Origin of the sequence: Knoellia pratensis (assembly GCF_042666395.1) — a bacterium.
In the GTDB taxonomy this organism is placed as follows: Bacteria; Actinomycetota; Actinomycetes; order Actinomycetales; family Dermatophilaceae; genus Knoellia; species Knoellia pratensis.
This window is the reverse complement of record NZ_JBHTDJ010000001.1, coordinates 188,843-213,337: the sequence shown is the minus strand read 5'-3', so window position 1 is coordinate 213,337 and position 24,495 is coordinate 188,843. Positions and strand designations below refer to the sequence as shown.

Genomic DNA, 24,495 nt, shown 5'->3' with positions numbered 1-24,495 from the left:
GCTCCGAAAGCCCCTGAACCGAACCTCCCCATGCGCCCGCCAGAGGGCTACTATTGGGAGTGATTCATGGCCATCCCAGACCTTGGTGACCCCCGTCACCGCTCCATGCTGGGAAGGCAAGTTCATGAGGTCAGACGCGAGAGGGAGCCCCCGACGGCCGACCGGCCGAGCTGGTGGGGTCATGACGGCGGAATTCTCTGATGTGCGCCACAGGGACGCCGAGGCGAGCTTCGTGGAACTGGGTCGGCTTGCTCTTCAGGTGGGCCCCGCGGCGGCCAGGATCGCACTGACCGTCGTCGAGGACCGGTGCGCGCGCAATGTGTGGTCGAGCGACCGGTCCGCAGCACAGTTGGACGCCGTCCAGTTCGGCGCGCACAGCGGCCCGTCAACGGACGCTGCGGCCGGCACTGCCTGGGTGGCTGCGCCGCTGGGCGATCTCATCGCCACCCGGGCGTGCCCTGAGCTGACGGCGGCGGCAGACCAACTGGGAGTCGGCTCGGTGCTGTCCGTGGGTCTGGCCTTCTATGCGCCAATGCTCGTCCTTCCGAGGCGGGGACACCGCGCCTCCAGTGGGTCCCTCACTCTCTATGCCTCGCGTCCTGACGCGTTCACCCAGAGAGTCATTGACATCGTGCTCTCCGAGACGTCTCATTTCGCCTTCGGTCTGATGGCCAAGGCACGCGTCGAGGCCGCCGAGCGGTCCAAACAGGACGTCGTCGAGGAGCTGCGTGCAGCCCTTGAGTCTCAGTCGGTGATAGGCCGCGCCCAGGGAATCCTGATGGAGCGTTACCAGATCAGCGCCGCTGGCGCCTTCGCGCTGCTGCAAGGTGCGAGCAACGGCCACGGCCGTACGGTGCGAGGCCTGGCCGAGGAAGTCGTGGGCTCCACCGAGGGCGGACAGATCGTGTCCGACGTCCTCGAACGGGAGGATCTCGGGTCGGCCTACGCCTGGCTCAGCCAGCTGGGTGTGACCTTCCAGGTCCAGGCCGGGGGCTAGGGTCGTCCGAAGGACGGCATGTAGTGAGTCCGGGACCTTGTCAACCAACGCGACCATCGGCATCGATCCGAGAGGTGGGCCCATGGGACGCGCCGAGCCGGACGACTGCCGTGGATGACCACGCGTCCCGGTTCGCGCGCGCCAACCGGCTCATCGACGACGAGCCACCTGCCGTGCACGAGGCCCCGGGCGCCATCGGTCGACTCGAGCGGCTGTGCTCGGCGCTGTCCAGGGCACTGCCGGCGACCGGCGTCGGGGTGAGCATGCTGACCGACGACAACTACGGCGGCGCCACGATCGCAGCCTCGGGTCCGTCCAGCAGGAGGTTGGAGGAGCTGCAGTTCTCGCTCGGTGAGGGCCCCGGCATCGACGCCTTCGCCTCTCGTCGTCCGGTTCTGGTCGCTGACCTCCTCGCTCACGGCTCCTCACGATGGCCCGGGTATGCACCGGCCGCGCACGACCAGGCGGTGCGAGCCGTCTTTGCCTTCCCCCTCCAGGTCGGGGCGGCGCGAGCGGGGGCCATGGATGTCTACCGGGACAGGCCCGGGCCTCTGTCCGGGCGGGCCCTCACCCAGGCCTTCACCTTTGCCGAAGTGGCCATGGACGTGCTGGTGGAGGGGCAGAATGGGGCCGAGGACGGCACCACGACCATGGACCTCGATGACGTCCTGGCCAATCGCCTCGAGGTCTACCAGGCGCAGGGCATGGTCATGGTCGATCTCGGGGTCAGTATCGACGAGGCCATGGCCCGGATCCGTGGACACTCCTTTGCCTCGGGTCGTTACATCAGCGATGTCGCGACGGACATCATCAGCGGTAGAATCAGACTTGACAGGGACATGCCATGACCGCAGCGGCCGGCATCCCGATGACAGATCGGCCGACACAATGATCGCTATGGAGAAGCTGGCCGAGATCTTCGTCGAGCTGGCGGACACCCTCGTCGACGACTTCGACGTCATCGAGTTCCTCGAGGCCCTGACCAAACAGACCGCAGCCGTGAGCTCCTCGGCCTCCGTGGGTCTGTTGTTGGCCGATCCGCACGGCCAGCTGCAATACATGGCGTCCTCGGCGGAGTCAGTGATGTTGTTGGAGCTCTTCCAGCTGCAGTACCGAGAGGGACCGTGCCTCGACTGCTTCCGGATGGGTCAGGCTGTGGTCAACACGGACCTGAGGACGGCGAACGAGCGATGGCCACTGTTCGCACCGCGTGCCATCGAGGCCGGGTTCCAGGCCGTCCACGCCTTCCCGCTGCGCCATCGGCACAAGGTCATCGGTGCGCTGAACCTGTTCAGCACCGCCACCGGCCGGCTCGGACCGGCGGACATGCGCATCATTCAGGCCCTGGCCGACGTCGCCACGATCGGGCTCCTGCAGGAGCGCGCCTTGCGCAATTCGGAGATCCTCTCCGAACAGCTCCAGGGCGCGCTCAACAGCCGGATCGTCATCGAGCAGGCCAAGGGCGCACTGGCTCGCATGCACGGCATCGACGTCGACTCGGCCTTCGTCCTGATGCGTGACTACTCCCGGCGTCGGAACCACCGTCTCAGCGATGTGGCTCATGCGGTGATCGCGGATCCCAAGTCCCACCGCGGCCTGACCGGCCTCAGCTAGCGAGACCTCCGGGCCGGTCCGCAGCAGGGCCGAACCATTGCTCCAACGCCTCGTGCAGTCCGGTCTCGTCTGTGCCCACCCAGACGATGTGCCCGTCCGGTCGCAGCAGCACGGCGGGGGCTGCGAGCTCGTCGCTCTCCTCGGTGACGACGTCGACGCGACCGGTCCACCCCTCGACCGACAACGCCCCGGTCTGGTCGACCAACGTGCCCCGCCCGCTGTGCAGCAGCGGATACAGAGACCCGCCGCTGGCGAACGTCAGATCCCGCTGACGGCGACCCAACAGGTCAGAGCCATCGCCCACGGCATACCGGAGTCCCAGGGAGGTGATTTTCCCGAGCAGGTGAACGTGCACCCCCGGGAACTCCATGACTTCCGCGAAGAGTGTCTTGACGGACTGTGCTCCGGGCTCGGGTGACTGGAGCTCGGCCTGCGCGCGAGTGAGCGTGAGGACCTCCTCGGCCACTGGGTGCCGCTCCGACTCGTAGGTGTCGAGCAGCCCCTTCGGCGCCCAGCCCGCGATGGTGGCGGCGAGCTTCCACCCGAGGTTGAAGGCGTCCTGCATACCAAGGTTGAGGCCCTGACCACCCTGCGGCGGGTGGACGTGCGCGGCGTCGCCGGCGATGAGCACGCGCCCGACGCGATAGTGCTCGGCGAGTCGGGTCGCGTCACCGAAGCGCGACAGCCAACGCGGCGAGTGGACACCAAAATCCGTTCCCGCGTATGCCGTGAGCTGGGTTCGCAGGTCGTCGAGAGTGGGTGGTGGGGCACCTTCATCGGCGACCTCCGCGGCGGGGACGACGATGCGATAGACGCCGTCGCAGACCGGTCCGGCACCGAAGCCGCGATGGGTCTGGTGCACCCGCTGGATGACGGCCATGACCTCGTCGTGAGGAGTCGTCACCTCGGCCTCCCCGAGGATCCACTGGCGACGAGCGGACTCTCCGGGGAAGTTGATGTCCAGCAGTCGGCGCACCGCGCTCCGACCGCCGTCGCAGCCGATCACCCACGCGGCTCGCAGTGTCGTGCCGTCGGAGAGTTCGACGTCGACGCCAGCGTCGTCCTGGGTCACACCGATGGCCTCCACGCCGCGGCGGATCTCGATCCTTTGCTCGGTGGCGCGCTCGCGTAGCGCCTCCTCGACGAGGGACTGCGGGATGGCAAGGGTGTAGGGATGCGTGGTGTCCAGCTCGACCGGCTCGCTCGTCCTGATGCCGGCGAAGAAGCCGTCGGTCGGGTACTTCGTCCCCTGGGGCAGGAGGCGTGCCAGCAGGCCACGCATCTCCATGATCTCGATGCTGCGGGCGTGCAGGCCCATTGAGCGGACCGTCATGTTCGGCTCGATGTCCCTGTCAAAGATCGTGACCTTGACTCCATGCAGCGCGAGTTCGTTCGCGAGCATCACACCGGTGGGTCCGGCTCCCACCACGATGACGTCGTCCATGTGTCTCCCCGTTCCACGAAGTGGTTGTGCGCCAACGCATTTCGCGGCACGGCGACCATGGTGAACCAAAGAGGGGGCCTTGCGGCAAGCCCCATGGTGCGCTATATCTTGGAAGTGGCAGGGAGATTGATCTCCCTGCCACTGTCATGCCCGGGGCAGGAACTGGCGTCCGGATACACGCCAACTCCGTGAGCGCCCCTGCGACGAGGGTCTTTTGAGCCGCATCAGAAGTCGATGCAGCCCCCATCGCAGCCGTCGAGGACGTCGCCGTCGGGGATGACGTCCCCGATGCCTCCGGCAAAGGACGACAACGCCGATCCCAGCCCGTCAAAGCCGTCGAGCAGTGCGGCGAAGGCGTCGTCGGGCATGACGTCGGCGAGGGCTCCGAGGTCGGGGACCTCGAGCCCACCCCCGAGGTCGACCAGGCCGGCGACGAGATCGAACACGCCCGGATCGAGGGCGCCGTCGACCACTGCCGCGAGTGCCGTCTCTGCGCCCTCCGCCAGGCGCGCGGCACGCAATGCGTCCCCGAGGACGGAGGCGACATGTGGGGCAACACCGAAGGCGACGGCATACGGAAGCATGGAACGCACCTCGCCGGCCAGCTCCTCGTGACGGAGCTGGTTCGCCTCGGCGGTCGCGAGGTATTTCTCGTAACCGAGGGCCTGGATCCGGGCCGCGGATCCCAGTGCGGTGCGCGGCGTCCGGCCACGTCCCAGTCGCATGAGCAGCGCGCCGCCGAGTCCGAGCCCGGCACCGAGTGGCACCCAGCGCCAGTGGTCGTCGGAGATGCCGGAAGCGACGCCGGCCACTCCCGCCCCGAGGATGAGGAGCACTCCCAGGGCGGCCACCCAACCGTTGCGTGACCGCGGGTGCTTGGCGTACCAACCGCGGTCGACGACGGCGCGATACACGGCAATCTCGGCCACGCGCCAACGTTGCGCGACGTCCGCCTGCCGCAGCTCTCCGAGCCGAACCGAAGTCGACCCACCGAGCAGGGCATCGAGGAGCACCCGCTCGTGCTCGGCCATGGAGTCGTCGCCGGCACCGGTGCGGCTCACCCTCCAGTCGTCGCCGTCCTTCTCGAGGCTGACGATCTGTCGCAGGGCAAGGTCGACAAGGGTCGCCGTCAGATCCCGGCCGTGCACGATCCCGTCGACGACCGCCCCGGACAACGCCGGCGTGGACTCGTCGGGAGCGTGGAACCGGGGAGCGACCGAGCCGGCCCACTCGACGCCGCGCCGCACGCGGGCACTGCCCCTGCCGTCACCGATCCGCGGCATCTCGCCGGGCGTGACGTCGGTGAAGACCTCGTCACGCCTGCGCCACCGGAACGCAAGCAGGGTCAGGACGGCAGCGACCAGAGGAATGAGCCCACCGAGGAGCTCGAGCGGCGTCACGTCGGCAGGCACCCGCACACCCTAAGGCGCGCCGTCGGCGAAAGGCGGTGGCCTCAGCCCGTTGCCGTCGGTCGCCAGCCGGGCGGCGGGTCCTCGCCGGTGCGACCGTCGACAGCCTCGCGCAACAGGTCGGCGTGCCCGAGGTGACGGCCGTACTCCTCGATCGTGTCGAGCAGCAGTCGCCGCAGGCTCGCATGCTGACCGTGGGCGCTGACGTGCACCTCCTGGTCGAGCCCGCCGCTGGCCAGCACTTCGGCCACGCTGGCGCGCGATCGTTCAACAGCGCTGTCCCAGAACGCATACAGCGTGGCTGGGTCATCAGCGTCGGCCGAGGTGTGCTCCCAGTCGTCGTCATCGTCCCAGCCGTTGTCATCCCACACCGGTGGCATCGGAGCGCCCGCCACCTTCACCTGGAAGGTGTGGTCCTCGACGACGGCCAGGTGCTTGAGCAGGCGCCCGAGGGTCAGGGACGATGCGCCGACACGCTGACCCAGCCCCACGGCATACAGGCCGTCGGTCTTCCAGCGGAAGGTCCACCGCAGCCGGTCGAGCGCACCGATGACCTGCTCGACCTCGGTCCCCGCCAAGGGCGGCTCCCACGGGGTCTCTTCGCTGCCGGGCAGCGGGTCGTTCACGATTCCTCCGGTGTCGTCGATTCGTGGGTATGCCGTGTGCGCGCTTCCAGCGCGGCGAGGTCGCGCTCGGCGAACTGGCGGTGCCACCACTCCTCGTTGAGGAGCGTGTCGAAGGCGTCGCTGACCGGGAAGGTCTCGCCTGCGGGCGGCCACCCTGCGCCCTCAGGTACCTCGGTCTGGGCGGCGAGCGCCTCGTCGGTGAGCGAGGCCAAATGCGTTCGCACGCGCTCGAATCGGGCGCGCCTCAGCTCGAGCGCCTCGTCGAGGGTGGGTCGGGCGTCTCGGTCGTGCCGGATCCCTTCTGTCGGTGGCATCTCGTCCCAGGGCAGCTCGAGCGGGTGCCACGGCGAAGGGTCGCGCTGGACGCCGCGGCTCAGCCATGAACTCGTGGCGAACGCGAGGTGGCGCAGGGTCTGGATGAAGGACCACTCGCCGTCAACGCTCTCGTGGAGTAGGGCGGGGTCGTCCTTCGCGAGCCGCCGGGCGCGCTCGACGGTGCCGGACCAGAGCTCGTCGATGACGGTCCAGGCGTCCCGGTAGCCGTCGGCATTGGTGGGATGGAGACGGGCGCGTTCGGGGTGGAGCCGGATGAGCTCCGCCTCGACGAGGGGCGCGACATCCACCCCGTTGACCAGGACGTCGCCGAGCTCTCCCCAGATCTCGACGCGGCGGAGTTCGACGCCGCGCATCCGGACGTCGGACAGGGAGGCGTTGCGGATGTCGGCAGCGTCGAAGTCGATGGAGCGGAACGTCGACCGACCGAAGTCGACCCGCTCGAACCGCGACCCCGACAGGTCCACGTGCTCGAACGTCGCGCCCAGCAGTTGCTCGTCCCGGAAGATGCGCCCCTGGGCCTGGTTCTGCGTCGCCTGCTTCTCTGTCATGGGGAAACCGTAGAACCCATTCCGGACGAAAGGCTTCCGCAAAGGAAACCCGGGTGGGAGGACATGACCCCGAGCGGGTGCGCCTACGGTGTCTTGGTAGTGGTCTTCCACGAGCCCGATGACACGGACGGGACACGGACGAGAGGCGACAGCGATGGGCGAGCACCCGGCATACGTGCACACCGTTCTGGACTGCGAGCGGCCCCGTGAACTCGCCGAGTTCTATCGGCAGTTCCTCGGGCTCGTCTATCGAGCGGGCGACGAGCCACCGACCGACGGGAGCGCGGACGAGGCCGACTGGCTCGTCCTCACGCAGCCGGACGGCACGCGACAGCTCGCGTTCCAACAGGTCGAGCGGCTCGAGCCGACGACCTGGCCGGACGACGCGGTGCCGCAGCAGCTGCACGTCGACTACTTGGTCGGCAGCGTGGAGGAGCTCGAGGAACACAAGGCCACGGCTGTCGGCCTCGGCGCCACTTTGCGGCTGGACCGCAGCGACGACGAGGAGGAACCCCTCTATGTCCTCGTCGATCCCGCAGGTCACACCTTCTGTCTCCTGGTGGGGTAGGGCTCCGACACACTTGGCGCATGGTCGACGCGATCAACACGTTCATCGAGCTCCACGCGGGTTCGGCGTGGCTGCTGCCGGCGCTGTTCGTCTTCTTCGCGATCGATGGAGTGCTGCCTCCGTTGCCCAGCGAAGGCGTGCTCATCGGGCTCGCCGCAGTCGGTGCGTCGACGGGGACTCCGCACTGGCTCGCGCTCTTCGTCGCTGCAGCGGCGGGCGCGTGGGTGGGCGACAACCTCGCTTATCTGTTGGGACGGCATGCGTCGCTTGACCGACTGTTGGAGCGTTCTGGTCCGGGCCGCCGCGCGCTCGCCTGGGCGCGAGGTCACCTCGATCGGCGCGGTGCCGTCATCATCGTCGTCGGACGCTGGGTGCCGGTGGGGCGCGCGGCGGTCAACCTCACGGCGGGCGCGGCGCGCTACCCGCAGCGGCGGTTCATGCTCTTCTCGTTCCTCTCGGGGGTGACGTGGGCGGCGTGGTCCGTGGGGGTCGGCACTCTCGCCGGGCACTGGGTGCAGGACAACCCGTTGCTCGCGGCGATCGTCGGTGTTGGGGTCGCGCTGGTCGTGGCCGTTCTCATCGAGCGCGCCACCCGACTTCTGCCCGGACGCCCTGCTCCTGACCCTGCCGAGGTGGCGCCCCCGCATGTGAAGATCCGGTGAGGATCATCGACGTCGGCGTTGCTGCGCCTGCTTTGGCGTGCGGCCGATGAAAGAGTGACGGGGTCAGGCCGGGCAGACAGCCCCGGCGCTCGGATCGTGAGGGGTTGTGCAGGTGCGTTCGCGTGGGTGGGGATTCAAGGTCGGGATCGCAGTCGTCGTGGTGGCGCTCATCGGGGGAGCAGCCTGGGGAGGGCTGAAGTGGTGGCCGGACCGCCAGGGGAAGGCCGCGCGAGTCGCCGCAGAACTCGTTGCGGACGGGCTCGCCAAGGGTGTCTACACGCTCGACTCCATCGTTGACGACTCTGGCGACACCCCCGACCTTGCGCCGGTGGTCAAAGGAATGAGCAAGGCCAAGCACACCGTCGAGGTGAAGTCGATGACCGAACCCAAGGATGGCGCCGCTCTCGCCACGCTTCGCCACTCATGGACGTTGCCCGGGTCAGAGGCCCCTTGGACTTACGAGACCAAGCTGAGGGTGTGGAAGAGCACCGACCGCTGGCGTGGCGAGTGGGATCCCGCTGTGGTTGCGCCGGGCCTGACGAGTGATGAGACGCTCCGGATCAAGCGCCAGCAGCCGACCCGCGCCGAGATCCTCGGCGCCAACAACGAGCAGATCGTCACGCCACGCGCCGTCTCCCGCATCGGGATCGACAAGACGAAGGCGACTGCCGCCGAGGCTCTCTCGAGTGCGCCAGTGCTCGCCGAAGCGGTGGGGATCAACAGCGCCAACTACGTCACCGCCGTCAAGAACGCGGGGCCCAAGGCCTTTGTCGAGGCGATCACCGTGCGCCAGGGCAGCGCGCAGGAGGCAGAGGCCCGAGCCCTCGACGCCCCCGGTGTCTTCCTCGTGGCCGACACACTGCCGCTGGCGCCGACGGCCACGTTCGCTCGACCCCTCCTCGGCATCGTCGGCGACGCCACCGCCGAGATCGTCGAGAAGTCCGAAGGCCGCACCGTCGCGGGAGACGAGGTCGGAATCGGAGGTGTGCAGGCGGCATACGACACGCAGTTGTCCGGTCAGCCGAGCTATGCCGTCCTCGCGACCGGTGGGGCACAGGAACGCACGCTCTTCAACACGCCGTCGACGCCCGGCAAGCCGGTGACCCTGACCCTCGACATCGCGAAGCAGGAGGCCGCCGAAGTCGTGCTCGAGAAGGTCGTCCCCGCCTCGGCGATCGTGGCCATCCAGCCGTCGACGGGCAACGTCCTTGCGGCCGCGAGTGGCCCGGGCGGCAAGGGTGTGTCGACCGCGACGCAGGGCCGCTATGCCCCGGGCTCGACCTTCAAGATGGTGTCGAGCCTCGCCCTGCTCCGTTCGGGTGTGACACCGGCGAGCAAGGTCGAGTGCACTCCGACGGTGACCGTGGACGGGCGCACGTTCAAGAACGTCGACAGCTATCCGACGTCGGCCCTGGGGTCGGTGCCGTTCAGCACGGCGTTCGCGAACTCGTGCAACACCGCGTTCATCCGCGCCGGCGAGAAGCTTGCACCTGCCGAACTCCCCACTGCCGCAGCGGGTCTGGGCCTCACCGCCAAAGCCGCCCTGGGGGTTCCCGGCTTCCTTGGATCGGTGCCTGAGCCCAAGCCGGGTACGGACGAGGCCGCCTCGATGATCGGCCAGTCCAAGGTCGAGGCCTCCCCGCTCGGGATGGCCACCGTCGCCGCATCGATCGCCGCCGGGAAACCGGTGGCTCCGGTTCTCGTCGCTGGGGCCAAGGCTGACGCACCCCAGACCCCCGCCAAGCCGGTCACCGCCGCCGAGTCGGCACTGCTGAAGGCGCTCATGCGTGGCGTCGTCGAGCAAGGCAGCGGGAAGTTCCTCGCGGACGTTCCGGGCGAACCCGTCTATGCGAAGTCGGGAACGGCGGAGTTCGGCGACGCCAAAGCCCTGAAGCAGCACGTGTGGATGATCGGGATCCAGGGCGACCTCGCGGTCGCGGTCTTCGTCGACGAGGGCGAGGGTGGCGCGACCACAGCCGGCCCCCTGCTGGAGGCATTCCTGCGCGCAGTGGCCTGAGCCCCAGTGCCACCACGTTCTGCATGACCTACTGCACCGTAGGAGGTGTGATCGCCCCGCCAACGGTGCAGTAGGTCGCGTGCTCAGTCAGTCTTTGAGCTCGTCCAGCCGGCGGAGGGCTTCGCGCCGCTCCTCGGCGTGGTCGACGATGCGCCGCGGATAGCCGTGGGCGTAGCCATCCGGGTGCTCCCACGGCTGGTGCGCGGCCTTGCCGGAGAGGTGCGCGAGCTCGGGCACCCACTGCCGCACGTAGTCGCCGTCCACATCGAACTTCTCGCCCTGCGTCACCGGGTTGAACACGCGGAAGTAGGGCGACGCATCCGTACCTGTCCCCGCCACCCACTGCCACCCGTGGTTGTTCGACGCGATGTCACCGTCGATGAGGTGCTCGAGGAAGTGCCGCGCGCCGACCGGCCACCACACGTGCAGGTCCTTGGTGAGGAAGCTCGCCGTGATCATCCGAACCCGGTTGTGCATCCACCCCTGGGCGAGTAGCTGCCGCATCCCCGCGTCGACTATCGGATAGCCCGTCGTGCCCGTCTGCCATGCCTCGATCGCGTCGTGGGGTTCGTCGTAGGCCATCCCCGACAACGGATCCCGCAGGTCCTTCCATGCGCTGGAAGGGTTGTGCCACAACACATCTGCATAGAACTCGCGCCAAGCGATCTCGTCGACGAACGTCTGCGCCCCCACACCGCGCCGCCCCGCCAGGTCGGCGAGCAACGTCCGCGGATGGACCACGCCGAGCTTGAGATAGGGGGAGAGTCGTGACGTCCCGTCCGTGCCCGGCAGGTCCCGATCGGTCGCGTATGCCGTCAATCCCGTCTCGCAGAACTCGCGCCACCGCGCGTGGGCGGCGTTCTCCCCGGCGGCCGGAAGGTCGGGAAGGTCCGGTGCGGCGAGCGCCTCACGGACGGCCCGGGTCGCAGCTTCGTCGTCCCCGACGTGCCGTATCGGGAGCTCGCGCGGGCGGGGTGCGGGGTCGGGCCAGCCGTGCCCACGCCAGGCCTTCGCGAACGGGGTGAAGACCTTGTAGGCCGTCCCGCTGCCGTTGACCACGAGACCCGGACCCACGGCATACGGGGTGCCGGTCTCGACCCACTCGATGCCCTGTGCCGCAAGCGAACTGGCGACTTGCTCGTCCCGGCGTCGACCGAACGGCGTCGTCTCTCGGGTGACGTGCACCGATGTGGCGCCGACGCGCTCGGCAAGGGCTGGGACGACCTCGCGGGGATCGCCCCAGAGCAGGGTCAGCCCCTCGTTGTACTCGGCGCTGGTCGCCTCGAGGGTGGCCGCGAGCCAGGCCCGGCGCGCGGCCCCCGCCCCAGACCACAGGGTCGGGTCGAGGACGTAGGCCACGACGAGATCCCCGGCCGCGGCGTCGCGTGCGGCCAGCAGGGCGGGGTGGTCGCTGCGTCGCAGGTCGCGGCGAAGCCACAGGATCGAGGTCACGACCCGATCGTGCCAGTTTCCGTCGAGCACCGACTCCGGCACGTCGGCCTGCGTGGCTCAGGTCGCCGGCCAGATCCGCTCGAACGTGCGCCTCGCAAAAGCCCGCGGGAACGATAATGGTAGTCGTGGCTACCCAAAAGATGCGCTAAACGGTAGTTATAACTCCGGTTATCCGTGTCATACTAGTAGTCAAAACTACGACTACGTGGAGGAGATGTGATGGCCCGGACGGTTGGAACGGCACGGGCGCGCGCGCGAGCTCGGACGGGGCTTGATCGACGCTTCGACACCATGCGTTCGGTCGCGCCAGACATGAGCGTGCCTCGCGGCGGTTGGGTCCGGACGCTGCGTGAGGCCTTGGGAATGAGCGCAGGGGAGCTCGGTGAGCGACTCGGAATCGGAGCGAACGCCGTGTCCAAGATGGAGGCGAATGAGAGCGAAGGCCGCATCCGCCTGGCCACGCTCGCACGCTCAGCAGAGGCGCTGGACTGTGACATCGTCTACGCGCTCGTGCCGCGTCGTCGCCTGGACGAGATGGTCGACAGACAGGCTGCCGCTTCACTTGGAGTGACCATGGTCGAGGTAGGGCATTCCATGGGCCTGGAAGCGCAGGGTGTGTCGCAGAGTGTGACGGCTGAGCAGTTCTCCGAGCAGTTGCGGGAGGTACGTGACCAACCAGGTCTCTGGGCGGATGTCTACTAGACCTCTCGGCGCTGGATTCGATGACGTGCGTCCCGATGGCGCAACGCCGCTGACTCCTGACGAGGTGGATCAACTCATTCCGGCCTACGTCGTCACCCGGCACGAGTTGGATGCGGAAGAGCAGGCCAACATCGTTCGGGCGCTCGCCTCGCGCAAGTGGCGGCGCAAGCTTGAGCCACACAAACTGCTGGACGATCTGACGCTTCGAAACCTTCACAGGGACATGTACGGAGACGTGTGGCGGTGGGCCGGAACGTACCGTCGGACGGAGCGCGACATTGGTGTGGATCCGCGCCGCATCTCAGTGGAGGTGCGGACTCTTGTCGAGGACGCCCGCTCCTGGTTTGCACCGCAATCCTCGATGGAGCTCGACGAGGCGGCCACGAGGTTCCATCACCAACTCGTGCGCATCCATCCCTTTCCGAACGGCAACGGTCGACACTCGCGCGCCATGACAGATCTGCTTCTCCGTGCGTCTGGGGCTCAACCATTTACTTGGGGTCGAACGAACCTTGTGGGGTCTGGTGAGACGCGCGCTGCGTACATCGAGGCGCTTCGCGCTGCGGACCGTGATGATTACGGACCACTGAGCCGCTTCGTGCGCTCTTGACGTCAGTTGGTGACGACGGACTCGAGGACGTCGGCCTCCCGCAGGAGGTCAGCGGCACGGTCCGGGTGCCCGGCTCCCTCGATCTCGGTGGCGGCCTCGCGGCGCTCCTTGACTTCCGTGCGCAGCAGAGCCCGCAGGTCGTCGACTGTGAGGTCGCGTCGTTCCGCCTCTGTCACGCCGAGCCCGATAGCCGCGCCAGCGATCGGTGAGTGACCGTCACTCGTGGACGGTGGCTCAGTCGCGATCGCCTCGGCGTTGTCGATGGCGCTGAGGCCCGAGCGCAGTGCCGAGACCGCGAGCCTGTCGCGGGCACGCATGGCTTCCTTGAGCGAGGTCCGCATCGACGCACGCACCTCGTCGACGGTCGTGGCAGGGCTGGATTCGGTCATGTGGCCATTGTGGTCCGGCGACATTCCCCGCGTCGCACGTGTTTCGATGGAGTCATGGACAACGAGACCCGTGTCGTCAGTTCCACCCGCGACATCGCCGCTCCCGCCGAGACCGTCTTCGAGCTCATCGCGGATCCGCGACGGCAGCCCGAGTGGGACGGCAACGACAACCTCGTCGAAGTCATCAAGGGTGAACGCATCCGCGCAGTGGGCGAGATCTTCGCGATGCGGACGACGAAGGGCAACCACCGCGACAACCTCGTCGTCGACTTCGAAGAGGGGCGCCGCATCGCGTGGCGTCCCGGCAACGAGGGCGAGGCGCCGGCCGGTCACGAGTGGCGGTGGGAGGTCGAGCCCCTGGACGACGTCACGTCGCGGGTCACGCACACCTACGACTGGACCGAGCTCACCGACGAAGCGCGTATGCCGCGTGCCCGGGCCACGCAGGAACCGCAGCTTCGCGCGTCCCTCGACCGCTTGGCGACCCTCGCGGAATCCCTCACCACCTGAGGTTGACGCCGGTCCGCACCCCGCACCCAACCGTCTTCGTGCCCCAAACGGACATGCTCGCGCGCCGAAGGCGCCCATTTCATGTCCGTTTGGGGCACGAAGACGAAGGGGGGGCGAACGTCATGCGTCGGCGCGAAAGCCTCTGAGCCGCAGGCTGTTCGTCACGACGAACACCGACGAGAGCGCCATCGCTGCCCCGGCGAGCATCGGGTTGAGCAGCCCAGCCGCTGCGAGGGGGATGGCCGCGACGTTGTAGCCGAACGCCCAGAACAGGTTGCCCTTGATCGTCGACAGGGTGCGCCGGGCGAGGCGGATCGCGTCGGGGGCCACCCTCAGGTCGCCGCGCACGAGAGTGAGGTCGCTGGCCTCGATGGCGACGTCGGTGCCGGTCCCCATGGCCATCCCGAGGTCGGCCGCGGCGAGGGCGGCGGCGTCGTTGACCCCGTCGCCGACCATGGCGACGACCTTGCCCTCGCCCTGGAGGCGCTGGACGACGGCGACCTTGTCGGCGGGCATGACGTCGGCGATGACGTGGGCAGGGTCGATGCCGACCTCGGCGGCGACGGTGCGAGCGGCCTCGCCGTTGTCACCGGTGAGCAGGTAGGGCGTCAGCCCGAGGTCCTTGAGTCGCGAGATCGCCTGTGCTGACGTGGGTTTCACCGCATCAGAGACGATGAGTATGCCGCGTGCCTGCCCGTCCCAGCCGATCATCACCGGCGTCGTGCCGCTCTGGCGGGCCTCGGCGAGCGCGGCCGCGATCTCCTGCCCGACGACGATCGACCAGTCGGTCAGGAGCTGCGGCCGGCCTATGACAGCCGCATGACCCTCGACCACGCCCTGGACGCCGAGTCCGTCGATGCTGGTGAAGCTCTCGACGCCGACGCGGGCGATGCCCCGGTCCTCACCGCCGGTGACGATGGCCCGGGCGATGGGGTGTTCGGATCCGTGCTCGAGGGAGGCCGCCAGGCGCAGGACCTCGTCGCGGTTCTCGCCGGGGGCGGCAACGACGTCGCGCAGGCTCATCTGTCCGGTCGTCACCGTGCCCGTCTTGTCGAGCACGATCGTGTCGACCTGACGGGTGGACTCGAGGACCTCGGGGCCCTTGATGAGGATGCCGAGCTGGGCTCCGCGTCCGGTGCCGACCATGAGGGCGGTCGGTGTCGCGAGGCCGAGGGCGCACGGGCAGGCGATGATGAGGACGGAGATGGCGGCGGTGAAGGCGGCGGTCCAGCCCGAACCTGTGCCCAGCCAGAAGCCGAGCGTTCCCACGGCGAGGCCGATGACGATCGGTACGAAGATCCCCGAGATGCGATCGGCGAGCCGCTGCACCTGGGCCTTGCCGTTCTGGGCGTCCTCGACGAGGTGCGCCATCTGGGCGAGCTGGGTGTCGCTGCCGACGCGGGTGGCGCGCACGACGAGTCGCCCGCCGGAGTTCACGGTGGCACCGACGACGGCATCGCCGAACGTGACCTCGACCGGCACGGACTCGCCGGTGAGCATCGACGCGTCGACCGCAGACGAGCCCGAGGTGACGACGCCATCGGTCGCGACCTTCTCGCCGGGGCGGACGACGAAGTCGTCACCCACGGCGAGCTGTTCGACCGGGATGCGGACCTCCGCGCCATCACGCAGGACGGCGACGTCCTTGGCGCCCATCTCGAGCAGCGCGCGTAGTGCGGCACCGGACTGGCGCTTCGCCCGGGCCTCGGCATAGCGACCCGCCAACAGGAAGGTCGTCACCCCGGCCGCGGCCTCGAGATAGATGTTGCCCGCACCGTCGCTCCGCTCGATGGTGAAGCGGAACGGGTGCGTCATGCCGGGCGTGCCGGCCGTGCCCAGGAAGAGCGCGTAGAGCGACCACCCGAACGCGGCCAGGGTCCCGACCGAGATGAGGGTGTCCATCGTCGTCGCGCCGTGGCGCAGGTTGACCCACGCGGCCCGGTGGAACGGCCAGGCTCCCCAGACGACAACGGGAGCCGCCAACGCCAACGACGCCCACTGCCAGTACGTGAACTGGAACGCCGGGACCATGGCCATCGCGATGACCGGCACGGTGAGGACCAGCGAGATGAGCAGCCGGTCGCGCAGGGCCCGCGTCGGGTCGGAGGCGTCGCCATCCCCACCGACCACGGAGGGTGCGTCGGGAGCGGGAGGCAGGCTGGCGGCATACCCGGCCTGTCCAACGGTCTCGAGCAGCTCGTCGGTGGACACGGTCTCGGGGTACTCGACCTTGGCCTTCTCGGTGGAGTAGTTGACCGTCGCGACCACGCCGTCGAGCTTGTTGAGCTTGCGCTCGATCCGGTTGGCGCAGGACGCGCAGGTCATCCCGGTGATGTCGAGCTCAATGCTGGTGGCCATTGGTACCTCCTGCGGTGACGGTGAAGGCGGCTGTGCGGACGACGCCCTCGTGCTGGAAGTCGAGGAAGAGGCGATAGGTCCCCGCGCTGGGTACGGCGGCGCCGAAGGTGATGTCCGGGCCCGGCTGGGTGGTGCCGTCGCCGGGGTGACCCTCGGGGTGGACGTGGAGGTAGGCGAGGTCGCCCGTGCGCAGGGCCACGAGGTGACCGTAGGCGCCGAGATACGGGTCGAGGTCGGTGACCGGCTTGCCGCTGCGGCTCACCGAGAGGGTGAGGGCGGAGTCGGCGCCGGGGGCGAGGTCGCCCTTGAGGGTCACCGTGTAGCCGTCGACGGTCGCGGTGCGGACGTCCTCGGCGGGCGCACCGGCGGGGGCATAGGCACCGGCCACGGACACGTCGGCACCCAGCGTCAGGGGCTGCGCACCCTGGGGAGCGATGTCGGCGAACACCCGCCACGTGCCCGGTGTCAGCGCGAGCGTCGTGCTCCACGTGCCGTCGGCCGCGCGGGTCGGGTGGACGTGCTGGAAGCCGGAGAAGTCGCGGCGCACCGCGATGAGGTGCAGCTCCTTCTCGTGCTGTGGCGTGTAGGCCGTGACCGGTTTGCCCTCCGGACCTTCCACGACGAAGTCGAGCGGGGTCTTGGGGCCGGCGGCCAGCTCGGAATGGTTCAGGCGCAGGGTGTAGCCGTCCTGCGAGACCTGCAGCCCGCCGGGGAGGTGGGCGGAGTGGTCGGCGCCTGCCGAGTCGGCAGGCTCAGTGGGCTCGGTCGAGGCATGGGCGTCGTGACCGGCGCTCGCGGGCGTCGCCTCGACAGGCCCGAACAGGCGCCCCGCGCCCAGGGTGATGCCGAAGATGGCGGCGAGGGCGGCGATGAAGCCGATGACGCGGGTGGGCGTACTCATGCCAGCGCGTAGCCGGCTTCCTCGACGGCGGCGCGCACTGCGTCGTCCTCGAGCGGCGTGGTGCTGGTGATGGTGACGGATCCGGTCGCGAGGTCGATGTCGACGTTCTCGACGCCGGCGATCTCGCTGACCTCTTCGGTGACGGACGCGACGCAGTGGCCGCAGGTCATCCCGGTGACGGTGAAGGTCTGGGTTGAGGTGCTCATGAGTGGCTCGCTCTCTCTTTCAACTCGCCTTGTGTGCCTGTGCGGTTCCATTTCGGGACCGGTGGGGCACACAAGGCCGGGGGTTTGGGGGTGGGTCAGGACTTGACGAGGCGGGCGATGGCCTCGCTGGCTTCCTTGAGCTTGGCGTCGGCTTCGGGCCCTCCCTTGCGCGCGGCATCGGCGACGCAGTGGCCCATGTGCTCATCGAGGAGGCCGAGCGCGACCGACTGCAGCGCCTTCGTCATCGCGGAGATCTGGGTGAGGATGTCGATGCAGTACTTCTCCTCGTCGACCATCTTCTGGATGCCACGGGCCTGGCCCTCGATGCGGCGCAACCGCTTGAGGTAGTCGTCCTTGTGGCCGCTCGCGATGTAGGAGTGCTGGTGGGTCTCGTGCTCGCTCATACCTCGATACTATACCCCCCTTGGGTATATGTCGAGAAGGCGGGGTCAACGTTGCTGAGGTGTGCGCCCGGGAGCGACCGCGAAGGCGACGACCTCACCCGGGGTCGAGATCGAGAACGCGGTCGGTGCAGGCGCGGGCGAGATCCCGGTCGTGCGTCACGAGGACGAGGGCGCTGCCCGAGGCGTCGACCTCGCTGAGCAGGGCACGCACGGTCGCCTGCTGCGTCAGCAGGTCCAGCCGTGAGGTCGCCTCGTCGGCGATGACGAGGCGCGGCGACGCGAGCATCGACCGGACGATCGCGATGCGCTGCAGCTCGCCCCCGGACACCTGTCCAGGACGACGTTCGAGCAGGCGCGCCGACAGACCTACCTCGTCGAGCAGGCCGATGACCCGGGACCAGCCGACGTCGAATCGACGAGCGACGTCATGCAGTCCTGCCAGCAGGGGGACCTTGTGAGGGAAGGATGCCTGGGGGTCCTGGTAGAGCTTGACGACCTGCCCACGACGCAGGCTCGCGTCCCGCACCACTCGTCCGGAGTCAACGGGTTGGACGCCGACGAGCACGTGGCCCAACGTTGTCTTGCCGGAGCCGCTCGGGCCGACGAGCGCCCAGCGCTCGCCGTGGCCGATGCGAAGGTCGACGCTCCTCAGCACCGGGCGACCGCCCAACACCACACCGACCTGCTCGAGGCTGATGAGCGCTGACGAACCGCTGGAGCCGGAGCGCGGCGCCCCGGCCGACCGGACGGCTGAGCGTGGTTTGGCGGAGCGAGCGGGCCAGAGCGCGGGGTCTGCTCCGACGAGGCGGCGCGTGTGCTCGTGGGCCGGGCGCCCGAGGACGTCCTCGATGGCCCCGGTCTCGATGACTTCGGCGTCCCTCATCACCGCAACGTCGCCACCGAGACGGCGGGCGAGCCCGAGGTCGTGGGTGATGGTCACGAGGAACCCGCCGGCCGAAGTGTGTCGAAGCAACAGCTCTGCGAGCAGGTCAAGGGACCGGGCGTCGAGACCCTTGGAGGGTTCGTCGACGAGCAACACCCCCGGCTCGGTGATCGTCGCCGCTGCATAGCTCACTCTCTGGGCCATGCCCCCGGACAGGGTGTGGGGCCAGTGCTGCCCCACGTCCGTGAGGCCGAGCGAGTCCAGCAAGGCGACTGCCGACGATCGAGCGCCGCGACGGTCGGCCACGGGAGCGCCCTCCGCGACCTGGGGCAGGACGCGCATCGTCGGGTCGAGGGCGAGTGAGGGTTCCTGCGGCAGCAGGGCGAGCGAATGTCCCCACAGGCCGCGGCGAGACGTGCTGCTCGAGAGGTCGAACGTCGCCTCCCCGAGGCGCATCGTCCCGGATGCGGTCAGGCTTGCGTCGAGGGTGCCCATGGCGGCGTGTGCCAGGAGCGACTTGCCCGCGCCGCTCTCGCCGATGATCGTGAGGGGTCGGCCCGGTTCGGCGCGCAGCTCCGGTACGGAGACGAGGACGCGTCCACCGGAGCGCACCTCGACGGCGGTGAGCTCGAGACTCGTGGCCATGACGGTCGTGGTCATCGGGACACCACCTCCTGCGATCGCAGGCCCCACAAGCTGAGCGTCAGGGCAAAGAGAACCGTGACAGGCGCCAGGGCCATCCACGGTGCGACATCGGAGAACGGAAGGGCCTCGGAGAGCATCAGCCCGAGTTCGGTGCGAGGCGGTTGGACGCCGACCTTGACGAAGCCAAGGGTCGACATCGCGAGGATGGAGGTCACCATCCCGAGCGAAGCAAGGGTCACGAGCGTGGGACGCAGGTCGGGCCAGAGGTGGCGTCGCACGATGTGCCACCTGCCGAGGTCGAGCAGCCGGGCTGCCTCGACTGCGTCGGTGGCGAGCACCCGGGAGGCGCGGGAGCGCACGACCCGGAAATACTCGATGGACGCGGCGACGGCGATCCCGAGATACAGCGGCCACAGTGCGCCAGACGCCGCGAGGGCCGAGACCAGCAGCACGATGAGCAGCGCCGGCAGAGCCGATGCCGTCTCGGCGATGCCACGCAGCAGGGTGTCGCACCAGCCTCCGGCCCACGCCGCAAGGATGCCCGTGGCGCCTCCGACAAGGAGGGCGGTCGCGACGCAGAGAGCCGAGAGGACCAGCGACAGCCGCGTGGCGTGAGCAAGCCTGGCGGTGATGTCGCGACCGAAGTCGTCCCGCCCCCAGGGTTCGCTCCACGTCGGTGCGTGGAGATAGCGGTCGAGGTCCTGCGTGGCGGCCTCGGGCCAGACGAGGGGCCCCGCGATCGCGAAGGTGACGAGGAGTGCGAGGACCGCGCCGGCGACGAGACTGGCAGGTCTGGCCGAGCGGCGGCGTGCCCACCGGGATGAAACCGTCAGCTGCGTCATGCGGTCACTCCTGCGTGGCGGGGGCGGGGATCGAGGGCGGCGACGGCGAGGTCGACCCCGGTGTTGATCGCCACGATGATCAGGGCGAGGACCAGGGAGGCGCCCTGCAGCACGGGGACGTCACGCCAGAAGACCGCATGGACGAGCGCGTGCCCCAAGCCGTCCCACGAGAACAGGCTCTCGACGACGACGACCCCCTCGATGAGGATGACGGCCTGGACGCCGACATAGGGCACGACGGCGACGAGGGCGTTGCGGACCGTGTGCCTCAGGATCACCACCCGTTCCGGCAGTCCCTTGGTCCGAGCGAACTGCACGTAGGCCGACTGGGTCACCTCGATGAGCGCGTCACGGATGATCCTCGTGAAGAGCCCGGAGAGGCAGACGGCGAGGGTGAGCGCGGGCAGCGCCAGGGCCGAGAGCCCGTCGCCGCCCGCCGCGGACACCCAGCCTGCGTGTCCGGAGAGCACGACCATCAGGCCGATGCCGAGGAGGAACGGCGGGACGGCGCGTGACCCTGCGACCCAGGCGGCGCACAACCGATCGACCAGTCCGCCCGGCCGGCGCGCCGCAGCAGTGCCGAGGACGACGCCGATGAGCACGGCCCCCACGAGGGCGGCGGCGGCGAGCTGGAGAGTGGCGAGCAGAGCCGGACCCAGCTCGTCGACGACCGTTCGCGAGGTCACGAGGGAGCGACCGAGGTCGAGAGTGAAGAGGTCTGTGCACCAGTCACCGAGCTGCTGCCACATCGGCCGGTCGAGGCCGAGTTCCCGGCGCACCCCCTGCGCGGCAGCGGAGTCGACGAGGTCGGCACCGTAGCGTCCGGCGGCGATGCGATACGCCGCGTCACCGGGCAGCTGCTGGACGACGAGGAAGCAGACGACCGAGACCATGAGCGCGACTCCACAGGCCTGGCCGAGGCGTGCGCCAAGGATGCGGACCGTGCGGGGGACGCACGGCGCGCCCCTCACGGAGCCCACCTCGTCTCGCTGAGCCGCCAGCTGTGCTCGATCGGGTCGATGACGAAGCCGTCGAGCCGATCGGAGACGGCCGCGTTGAAGCGGTACCACGCGACGGGCACGACGGGCAGCTGCTCCTGGATGATGCTCGCGACCTCGCGGCGGGCGGCGTCCGCGGCCGGGCCTGTGGGTTGCTGCGCCACGGTCGACAGGGCCGCGGTGAGGGCGGGGTCCTCCCAGTTCATGACGCCCCACTCGGCACCACCGGGAGCGAAGGTCTCGGCGATCGACACGTACGGATCGGAGACGAGCGCGAAGTGCTTGGTGAGCAGCGCGAGTTCGAGCGTGCCGTCGGCGTGCTTGGCAGGGATCTCGCTGGAGTTTCCGACTGCGACGTCGATGGTGATGCCGACGGCGCGCGCAGCCTCCTGGATCGCCGTGGCCAACGGGGGCAGCTCGGGCCGATCGGGATAGGTCGTCAGCGTGAGCCGGAGCGGCTTGCCTTCGCGTTCAAGCGTCGTGCCGTCGGCGCTGCGGTTGAAGCCGGCCTCGGCGAGCAGGGCCCGGGCTCGCTCGACGTCCTGGGTGAGCGGCTCGAGGTTGGGCTGGTTCCACGTTGCGAGAGCGGGTGGGAAGAGCTGGGTCGCGGCGAGGTCTCTCTCGCGCAGGACCGCTTCGGCGATGCGCTCGCGATCGAGCATGAGCGAGAGGGCGTGGCGGACGCGGATGTCCTTGAGGGCCGGGTGAGCGTCGTTGATCTTGAGGAGGACGGTCCGGGGCTGCAGGGCGGAGGCCATCGAGACGCCCTCGGCTGCGTCGACGCGCTGGCGACCGGCGGGTTCGAGGCCGAAGACGACATCGGCCTGACCGCTTGCCGCCATCACCGCGCGGGTCTCGGCGCGCCCGACGACCGAGAACTCGACGCCCTCGATCGCGGGCTTCGCTCCCCGGTAGTCCGCGAAGCGCCGGGTCGTGATCGAGGACGGCAGCTCAAGCTGGCTGATCTCGAAGGGGCCGGACCCGACGACCTTGGTCACGCGGCCTTCGCCGTCGTAGGACGAGGGGGCCAGGATGCCGGCGCTGTAGTGGGTCAGGAGCGCGGGCACGGTCGGGTCGGGCGTGGTGAGGCTGATGGTCAGGTCCTCGCCGACGGGGGCGATCGCCTTGATGGGCGCCGAGGCGAGCGGGCTGGCCGCGTCGGCCGCGGTCTTCGTCAGTGAGCGTGCGACCGAGCCTGCGTCAACCGGTGTGCCGTCGTGGAACGATGCTCCGTCGACGAGGCCGAAGGTCCAGGTCAGCTTGTCCGCAGAAGGCCGCCACGTCGTGGCCAGCCCCGGCGCCAGGGTGCCTTCGACGTCGCTGCTCACGAGGGTCTCGGCCACTTCCAGCCGGGTGAAGAGACCGCTGCTGGCTGTGGGCTCGAGGCTGTGGATCTCGAATGGCCCGACCACCCGCGCGACAGTTCGGGGCCGATCTCCCTCACCACCACCGCCGCAGGAGGTCGTGATGAGAGTGGCCGTGATCGTCGCGGTGAGCGCGACGACGCGACGGCGTGAGGGCGTGTTCATGAACGGGCCTTTCCGCTGGTGGACTCGCGGCAGACCCTAGATGCGAATGATTCTCATCGTCAACTCATGCGACCGTGGCGGGTGCGGTTGCGGAGCCGACCGCCCGGGAGCTCGGGCGCGGGCAACCAACTCAGCCGGCCGGCATACCCGTCGACCTCACCGAAGCGCTCCGAGCGCGACTGCCACTCGTCGCGGAAGGCGACGATCTCGTCGTGGTCGCGCCCGATGAAGTTCCACCACATGACGATGGCCTCGTCGTAGGGGGTGCCGCCGAGCAGCACGACGCGCGTGGGCTCGGCCGCCACGACGGTGAGCTCGGTGAGCCCGGCGTCGACGATCCCGAGGTCGCCCCGCTCCAGGACCGAGCCGTTGAACGTCACCTTTCCGCTGTCGATGAGCAGACCGTGCTCGTATGCCGCGTCGGCTGCAATCGTCCACGTCGCACCTTCCGCGAGGGTCACCTCTGCCCCCAGCAACGGGGTCCGGGTCGTGATCGGGGAGGTGTGGCCAGCGAGGGAACCGATGAAGACGCGGCCCTCCACGCCATCACCCAAACGCACGAGCGGCGCTGTGTGGTGCTGGAACTCACGCTCGAGGCCGCGATCGGACTCGGGCAGGACGACCCAGAGCTGGACGCCGTGGAGTGCCGTCGTCGAGGGCGTCGACACCTCGGAGTGCGCGATGCCGCGGCCGCTCGTCATGAGGTTGACCTCGCCCGGCCGGACCATGGCGTGCGCACCGCCGCTGTCGCGGTGCTCGACCTCGCCCTCGAAGAGCCAGCTCACCGTCTGCAGGCCGGTGTGCGGATGAGGCGGCACGTCCATGCCGCCGGTCGCCGCGACGTCGTCCGGCCCGTAGTGGTCGACGAAGCACCAGGCCCCGATGAAGGACCGGTCCCGGTGGGGCAGGGTGCGCCGCACGGTCATCGACCGCGGGCCACCCAGTGGCACCTCACGTGGGCTCAACACCTGGACCTGGGTCATGATGAACAGCATGACTGACAACGCTGAGAACGTCGTCGTGACGAACAACCCGGACCTGCTGCGCTACGAAGCCCGACTCGGTGACGAGCTCGCCGGCTTCGCGGCCTATCGGCTCGAGGACGGGCGGATCACCTTCACGCACACGGAGGTGGGCGAGGCCTTCGAGGGCAAGGGCGTCGGTTCGGCCCTGGCTCGCGGCGCCCTGGATGACGTGCGTGCCACGGGCGGGCTCACGGTGCTGCCGTTGTGCCCGTTCATCAAGGGCTGGATCGCCAAGCACGAGGACTACCAGGACCTCCTCGCGCCCTGACCCGCTCTTCAGTCACGCGGTGGGCCGTCGGCGCCGAATGGCTTCTGGAACCACGTCACGTCTCGCCACTCGCCGTGCTTCCAGCCGATGCGGCGATAGGTGCCGACCTTCTCGAACCCCATCGCCAGGTGCAGCGCGACGCTCGCGTCGTTGGGCATCGTCACGCCGCCACAGGCCATGCGCATGCCGAGCGATTCCATGCGAGCCAGCAGGGCGGCATACAGGGTCCTGCCGACTCCGCCACCGCGTGAGGTGACGTCGAGGTAGACGCTCACCTCGCACGAATACCGGTATGCCGCACGGGCTTTGAACGGTCCGCCGTAGGCGTATCCCACGATGGCGCCGTCCCGCTCGGCCACGATCCAGGCGTGTCGCTCCTGGGCCGAGGCGATCCGGGCCGCCATCTCGTCGACCGTGGGCGGGACCTCCTCGAAGGTCGCAGTCGACTGCTCGACGTAGTGCGCATAGATCGCGGCGCACGCTGCAGCGTCAAGAGCGGTTGCGTCACGCAGGGTCAGCTCGTCGGTCATGGCAGACATCCTCGCGCCTCGC

The 24,495-nt window shown here is 69.1% G+C and carries 26 protein-coding genes; 10 read left to right on the top strand and 16 right to left on the bottom strand.

Going from position 1 to position 24,495, the window contains the following annotated elements:
• Nucleotides 1–181 precede the first annotated feature (181 nt).
• The 3 genes from ACFQRE_RS01035 to ACFQRE_RS01025 all read left to right on the top strand — a co-directional run bounded on the left by ACFQRE_RS01035 (nucleotide 182) and on the right by ACFQRE_RS01025 (nucleotide 2,611).
• Nucleotides 182–997 (top strand): ANTAR domain-containing protein, encoded by an 816-nt coding sequence (locus ACFQRE_RS01035; RefSeq protein WP_380117883.1) that lies wholly within the window; start codon nucleotides 182–184, stop codon nucleotides 995–997.
• A 110-nt stretch (nucleotides 998–1,107) separates the two neighbouring features.
• The gene (locus ACFQRE_RS01030) at nucleotides 1,108–1,845 is read left to right on the top strand and encodes a GAF and ANTAR domain-containing protein (RefSeq protein ID WP_380117881.1); all 738 of its coding nucleotides are present in this window, start codon (nucleotides 1,108–1,110) and stop codon (nucleotides 1,843–1,845) included.
• 49 nt (nucleotides 1,846–1,894) lie between these two features.
• Nucleotides 1,895–2,611, top strand: coding sequence for an ANTAR domain-containing protein (locus ACFQRE_RS01025; RefSeq protein ID WP_380117879.1), 717 nt, complete (start codon nucleotides 1,895–1,897; stop codon nucleotides 2,609–2,611).
• On the opposite strand, the gene ACFQRE_RS01020 is transcribed toward ACFQRE_RS01025, so the two are convergent.
• The 4 genes from ACFQRE_RS01020 to ACFQRE_RS01005 form a co-directional block, all read right to left on the bottom strand.
• Nucleotides 2,604–4,055, bottom strand: coding sequence for an FAD-dependent monooxygenase (locus ACFQRE_RS01020; RefSeq protein ID WP_380117877.1), 1,452 nt, complete (start codon nucleotides 4,053–4,055; stop codon nucleotides 2,604–2,606). The genes ACFQRE_RS01025 and ACFQRE_RS01020 overlap by 8 nt on opposite strands.
• A gap of 224 nt (nucleotides 4,056–4,279) precedes the next feature.
• Complete coding sequence (locus tag ACFQRE_RS01015; protein WP_380117874.1) at nucleotides 4,280–5,467, bottom strand: DUF2207 family protein; 1,188 nt, start codon at nucleotides 5,465–5,467, stop codon at nucleotides 4,280–4,282.
• 41 nt (nucleotides 5,468–5,508) lie between these two features.
• Nucleotides 5,509–6,090, bottom strand: coding sequence for a mycothiol transferase (locus ACFQRE_RS01010; RefSeq protein WP_380117872.1), 582 nt, complete (start codon nucleotides 6,088–6,090; stop codon nucleotides 5,509–5,511).
• Complete coding sequence (locus tag ACFQRE_RS01005) at nucleotides 6,087–6,974, bottom strand: DinB family protein (protein ID WP_380117870.1); 888 nt, start codon at nucleotides 6,972–6,974, stop codon at nucleotides 6,087–6,089. Before ACFQRE_RS01005 ends, ACFQRE_RS01010 begins: the two co-directional genes overlap by 4 nt.
• A 154-nt stretch (nucleotides 6,975–7,128) precedes the next feature.
• Between ACFQRE_RS01005 and ACFQRE_RS01000 the strand changes: the two genes are divergently transcribed.
• The 3 genes from ACFQRE_RS01000 to ACFQRE_RS00990 all read left to right on the top strand — a co-directional run bounded on the left by ACFQRE_RS01000 (nucleotide 7,129) and on the right by ACFQRE_RS00990 (nucleotide 10,221).
• Complete coding sequence (locus ACFQRE_RS01000) at nucleotides 7,129–7,542, top strand: VOC family protein (RefSeq protein ID WP_380117868.1); 414 nt, start codon at nucleotides 7,129–7,131, stop codon at nucleotides 7,540–7,542.
• Nucleotides 7,543–7,562: 20 nt separating this feature from the next.
• Nucleotides 7,563–8,204, top strand: a complete 642-nt coding sequence (locus ACFQRE_RS00995; protein ID WP_380117866.1) for a DedA family protein — start codon at nucleotides 7,563–7,565, stop codon at nucleotides 8,202–8,204.
• Nucleotides 8,205–8,316: 112 nt separating this feature from the next.
• The gene (locus ACFQRE_RS00990) at nucleotides 8,317–10,221 is read left to right on the top strand and encodes a penicillin-binding transpeptidase domain-containing protein (RefSeq protein ID WP_380117864.1); all 1,905 of its coding nucleotides are present in this window, start codon (nucleotides 8,317–8,319) and stop codon (nucleotides 10,219–10,221) included.
• Nucleotides 10,222–10,308: 87 nt separating this feature from the next.
• Here ACFQRE_RS00990 and ACFQRE_RS00985 read toward each other — a convergent pair whose 3' ends face one another.
• The gene (locus tag ACFQRE_RS00985) at nucleotides 10,309–11,673 is read right to left on the bottom strand and encodes a cryptochrome/photolyase family protein (protein WP_380117862.1); all 1,365 of its coding nucleotides are present in this window, start codon (nucleotides 11,671–11,673) and stop codon (nucleotides 10,309–10,311) included.
• Between the two features lie 219 nt (nucleotides 11,674–11,892).
• Here ACFQRE_RS00985 and ACFQRE_RS00980 point away from each other — a divergent pair, with 219 nt between their 5' ends.
• The gene (locus tag ACFQRE_RS00980) at nucleotides 11,893–12,375 is read left to right on the top strand and encodes a mobile mystery protein A (protein WP_380117860.1); all 483 of its coding nucleotides are present in this window, start codon (nucleotides 11,893–11,895) and stop codon (nucleotides 12,373–12,375) included.
• Nucleotides 12,341–12,985: a mobile mystery protein B gene (locus ACFQRE_RS00975; protein WP_380117858.1), complete on the top strand. Its 645-nt coding sequence runs from the start codon at nucleotides 12,341–12,343 to the stop codon at nucleotides 12,983–12,985. Before ACFQRE_RS00980 ends, ACFQRE_RS00975 begins: the two co-directional genes overlap by 35 nt.
• Before the next feature lie 2 nt (nucleotides 12,986–12,987).
• Here ACFQRE_RS00975 and ACFQRE_RS00970 read toward each other — a convergent pair whose 3' ends face one another.
• The gene (locus tag ACFQRE_RS00970) at nucleotides 12,988–13,374 is read right to left on the bottom strand and encodes a hypothetical protein (protein WP_380117856.1); all 387 of its coding nucleotides are present in this window, start codon (nucleotides 13,372–13,374) and stop codon (nucleotides 12,988–12,990) included.
• A gap of 54 nt (nucleotides 13,375–13,428) precedes the next feature.
• Between ACFQRE_RS00970 and ACFQRE_RS00965 the strand changes: the two genes are divergently transcribed.
• Entirely contained in the window at nucleotides 13,429–13,884 is a 456-nt protein-coding gene (locus ACFQRE_RS00965) for an SRPBCC family protein (protein WP_380117854.1), read from the top strand.
• Nucleotides 13,885–14,004: 120 nt separating this feature from the next.
• Here the strand turns inward: ACFQRE_RS00965 and ACFQRE_RS00960 are convergent, their stop codons facing one another.
• The 9 genes from ACFQRE_RS00960 to ACFQRE_RS00920 all read right to left on the bottom strand — a co-directional run bounded on the left by ACFQRE_RS00960 (nucleotide 14,005) and on the right by ACFQRE_RS00920 (nucleotide 23,633).
• Complete coding sequence (locus ACFQRE_RS00960; RefSeq protein WP_380117852.1) at nucleotides 14,005–16,242, bottom strand: heavy metal translocating P-type ATPase; 2,238 nt, start codon at nucleotides 16,240–16,242, stop codon at nucleotides 14,005–14,007.
• Nucleotides 16,226–17,143: a hypothetical protein gene (locus ACFQRE_RS00955; RefSeq protein WP_380117850.1), complete on the bottom strand. Its 918-nt coding sequence runs from the start codon at nucleotides 17,141–17,143 to the stop codon at nucleotides 16,226–16,228. Before ACFQRE_RS00955 ends, ACFQRE_RS00960 begins: the two co-directional genes overlap by 17 nt.
• Complete coding sequence (locus ACFQRE_RS00950; RefSeq protein ID WP_380117848.1) at nucleotides 17,140–17,349, bottom strand: heavy-metal-associated domain-containing protein; 210 nt, start codon at nucleotides 17,347–17,349, stop codon at nucleotides 17,140–17,142. The genes ACFQRE_RS00955 and ACFQRE_RS00950 overlap by 4 nt, the downstream gene beginning before the upstream one ends.
• Nucleotides 17,350–17,444: 95 nt before the next feature.
• Nucleotides 17,445–17,753 (bottom strand): metal-sensitive transcriptional regulator, encoded by a 309-nt coding sequence (locus tag ACFQRE_RS00945; RefSeq protein ID WP_380117846.1) that lies wholly within the window; start codon nucleotides 17,751–17,753, stop codon nucleotides 17,445–17,447.
• Nucleotides 17,754–17,847: 94 nt separating this feature from the next.
• Nucleotides 17,848–19,296: an ABC transporter ATP-binding protein gene (locus ACFQRE_RS00940; protein WP_380117844.1), complete on the bottom strand. Its 1,449-nt coding sequence runs from the start codon at nucleotides 19,294–19,296 to the stop codon at nucleotides 17,848–17,850.
• Nucleotides 19,293–20,123: an ABC transporter permease gene (locus tag ACFQRE_RS00935; protein WP_380117842.1), complete on the bottom strand. Its 831-nt coding sequence runs from the start codon at nucleotides 20,121–20,123 to the stop codon at nucleotides 19,293–19,295. Before ACFQRE_RS00935 ends, ACFQRE_RS00940 begins: the two co-directional genes overlap by 4 nt.
• Nucleotides 20,120–21,094, bottom strand: a complete 975-nt coding sequence (locus tag ACFQRE_RS00930; protein ID WP_380117840.1) for an ABC transporter permease — start codon at nucleotides 21,092–21,094, stop codon at nucleotides 20,120–20,122. Before ACFQRE_RS00930 ends, ACFQRE_RS00935 begins: the two co-directional genes overlap by 4 nt.
• Nucleotides 21,091–22,650 carry an ABC transporter substrate-binding protein gene (locus ACFQRE_RS00925; RefSeq protein ID WP_380117838.1) on the bottom strand — a complete coding sequence of 520 codons (1,560 nt, stop codon included), beginning with the start codon at nucleotides 22,648–22,650 and terminating at the stop codon, nucleotides 21,091–21,093. The genes ACFQRE_RS00930 and ACFQRE_RS00925 overlap by 4 nt, the downstream gene beginning before the upstream one ends.
• Nucleotides 22,651–22,709: 59 nt before the next feature.
• Nucleotides 22,710–23,633 (bottom strand): pirin family protein, encoded by a 924-nt coding sequence (locus tag ACFQRE_RS00920; RefSeq protein ID WP_380117836.1) that lies wholly within the window; start codon nucleotides 23,631–23,633, stop codon nucleotides 22,710–22,712.
• A gap of 10 nt (nucleotides 23,634–23,643) precedes the next feature.
• On the opposite strand from ACFQRE_RS00920, the gene ACFQRE_RS00915 reads away from it, so the two are divergent.
• Nucleotides 23,644–23,943 (top strand): GNAT family N-acetyltransferase, encoded by a 300-nt coding sequence (locus tag ACFQRE_RS00915; RefSeq protein ID WP_380117834.1) that lies wholly within the window; start codon nucleotides 23,644–23,646, stop codon nucleotides 23,941–23,943.
• Nucleotides 23,944–23,951: 8 nt separating this feature from the next.
• Here the strand turns inward: ACFQRE_RS00915 and ACFQRE_RS00910 are convergent, their stop codons facing one another.
• A complete protein-coding gene (locus ACFQRE_RS00910; protein WP_380117832.1) occupies nucleotides 23,952–24,473 on the bottom strand; it encodes a GNAT family N-acetyltransferase in 522 nt (173 codons plus the stop codon).
• Nucleotides 24,474–24,495: the final 22 nt, after the last annotated feature.

Bases quoted from the DNA above. Each gene is read 5' to 3' on its own strand.
- ACFQRE_RS01035 (WP_380117883.1), top strand. From the start codon at position 182: ATGACGGCGGAATTCTCTGATGTGCGCCACAGGGACGCCGAGGCGAGC.
- ACFQRE_RS01025 (WP_380117879.1), top strand. From the start codon at position 1,895: ATGGAGAAGCTGGCCGAGATCTTCGTCGAGCTGGCGGACACCCTCGTC.
- ACFQRE_RS01020 (WP_380117877.1), bottom strand. From the start codon at position 4,055: ATGGACGACGTCATCGTGGTGGGAGCCGGACCCACCGGTGTGATGCTC.
- ACFQRE_RS01005 (WP_380117870.1), bottom strand. From the start codon at position 6,974: ATGACAGAGAAGCAGGCGACGCAGAACCAGGCCCAGGGGCGCATCTTC.
- ACFQRE_RS01000 (WP_380117868.1), top strand. From the start codon at position 7,129: ATGGGCGAGCACCCGGCATACGTGCACACCGTTCTGGACTGCGAGCGG.
- ACFQRE_RS00995 (WP_380117866.1), top strand. From the start codon at position 7,563: ATGGTCGACGCGATCAACACGTTCATCGAGCTCCACGCGGGTTCGGCG.
- ACFQRE_RS00980 (WP_380117860.1), top strand. From the start codon at position 11,893: ATGGCCCGGACGGTTGGAACGGCACGGGCGCGCGCGCGAGCTCGGACG.
- ACFQRE_RS00970 (WP_380117856.1), bottom strand. From the start codon at position 13,374: ATGACCGAATCCAGCCCTGCCACGACCGTCGACGAGGTGCGTGCGTCG.
- ACFQRE_RS00965 (WP_380117854.1), top strand. From the start codon at position 13,429: ATGGACAACGAGACCCGTGTCGTCAGTTCCACCCGCGACATCGCCGCT.
- ACFQRE_RS00960 (WP_380117852.1), bottom strand. From the start codon at position 16,242: ATGGCCACCAGCATTGAGCTCGACATCACCGGGATGACCTGCGCGTCC.
- ACFQRE_RS00955 (WP_380117850.1), bottom strand. From the start codon at position 17,143: ATGAGTACGCCCACCCGCGTCATCGGCTTCATCGCCGCCCTCGCCGCC.
- ACFQRE_RS00950 (WP_380117848.1), bottom strand. From the start codon at position 17,349: ATGAGCACCTCAACCCAGACCTTCACCGTCACCGGGATGACCTGCGGC.
- ACFQRE_RS00945 (WP_380117846.1), bottom strand. From the start codon at position 17,753: ATGAGCGAGCACGAGACCCACCAGCACTCCTACATCGCGAGCGGCCAC.
- ACFQRE_RS00940 (WP_380117844.1), bottom strand. From the start codon at position 19,296: ATGACCACGACCGTCATGGCCACGAGTCTCGAGCTCACCGCCGTCGAG.
- ACFQRE_RS00935 (WP_380117842.1), bottom strand. From the start codon at position 20,123: ATGACGCAGCTGACGGTTTCATCCCGGTGGGCACGCCGCCGCTCGGCC.
- ACFQRE_RS00925 (WP_380117838.1), bottom strand. From the start codon at position 22,650: ATGAACACGCCCTCACGCCGTCGCGTCGTCGCGCTCACCGCGACGATC.
- ACFQRE_RS00920 (WP_380117836.1), bottom strand. From the start codon at position 23,633: ATGACCCAGGTCCAGGTGTTGAGCCCACGTGAGGTGCCACTGGGTGGC.
- ACFQRE_RS00915 (WP_380117834.1), top strand. From the start codon at position 23,644: ATGACTGACAACGCTGAGAACGTCGTCGTGACGAACAACCCGGACCTG.
- ACFQRE_RS00910 (WP_380117832.1), bottom strand. From the start codon at position 24,473: ATGACCGACGAGCTGACCCTGCGTGACGCAACCGCTCTTGACGCTGCA.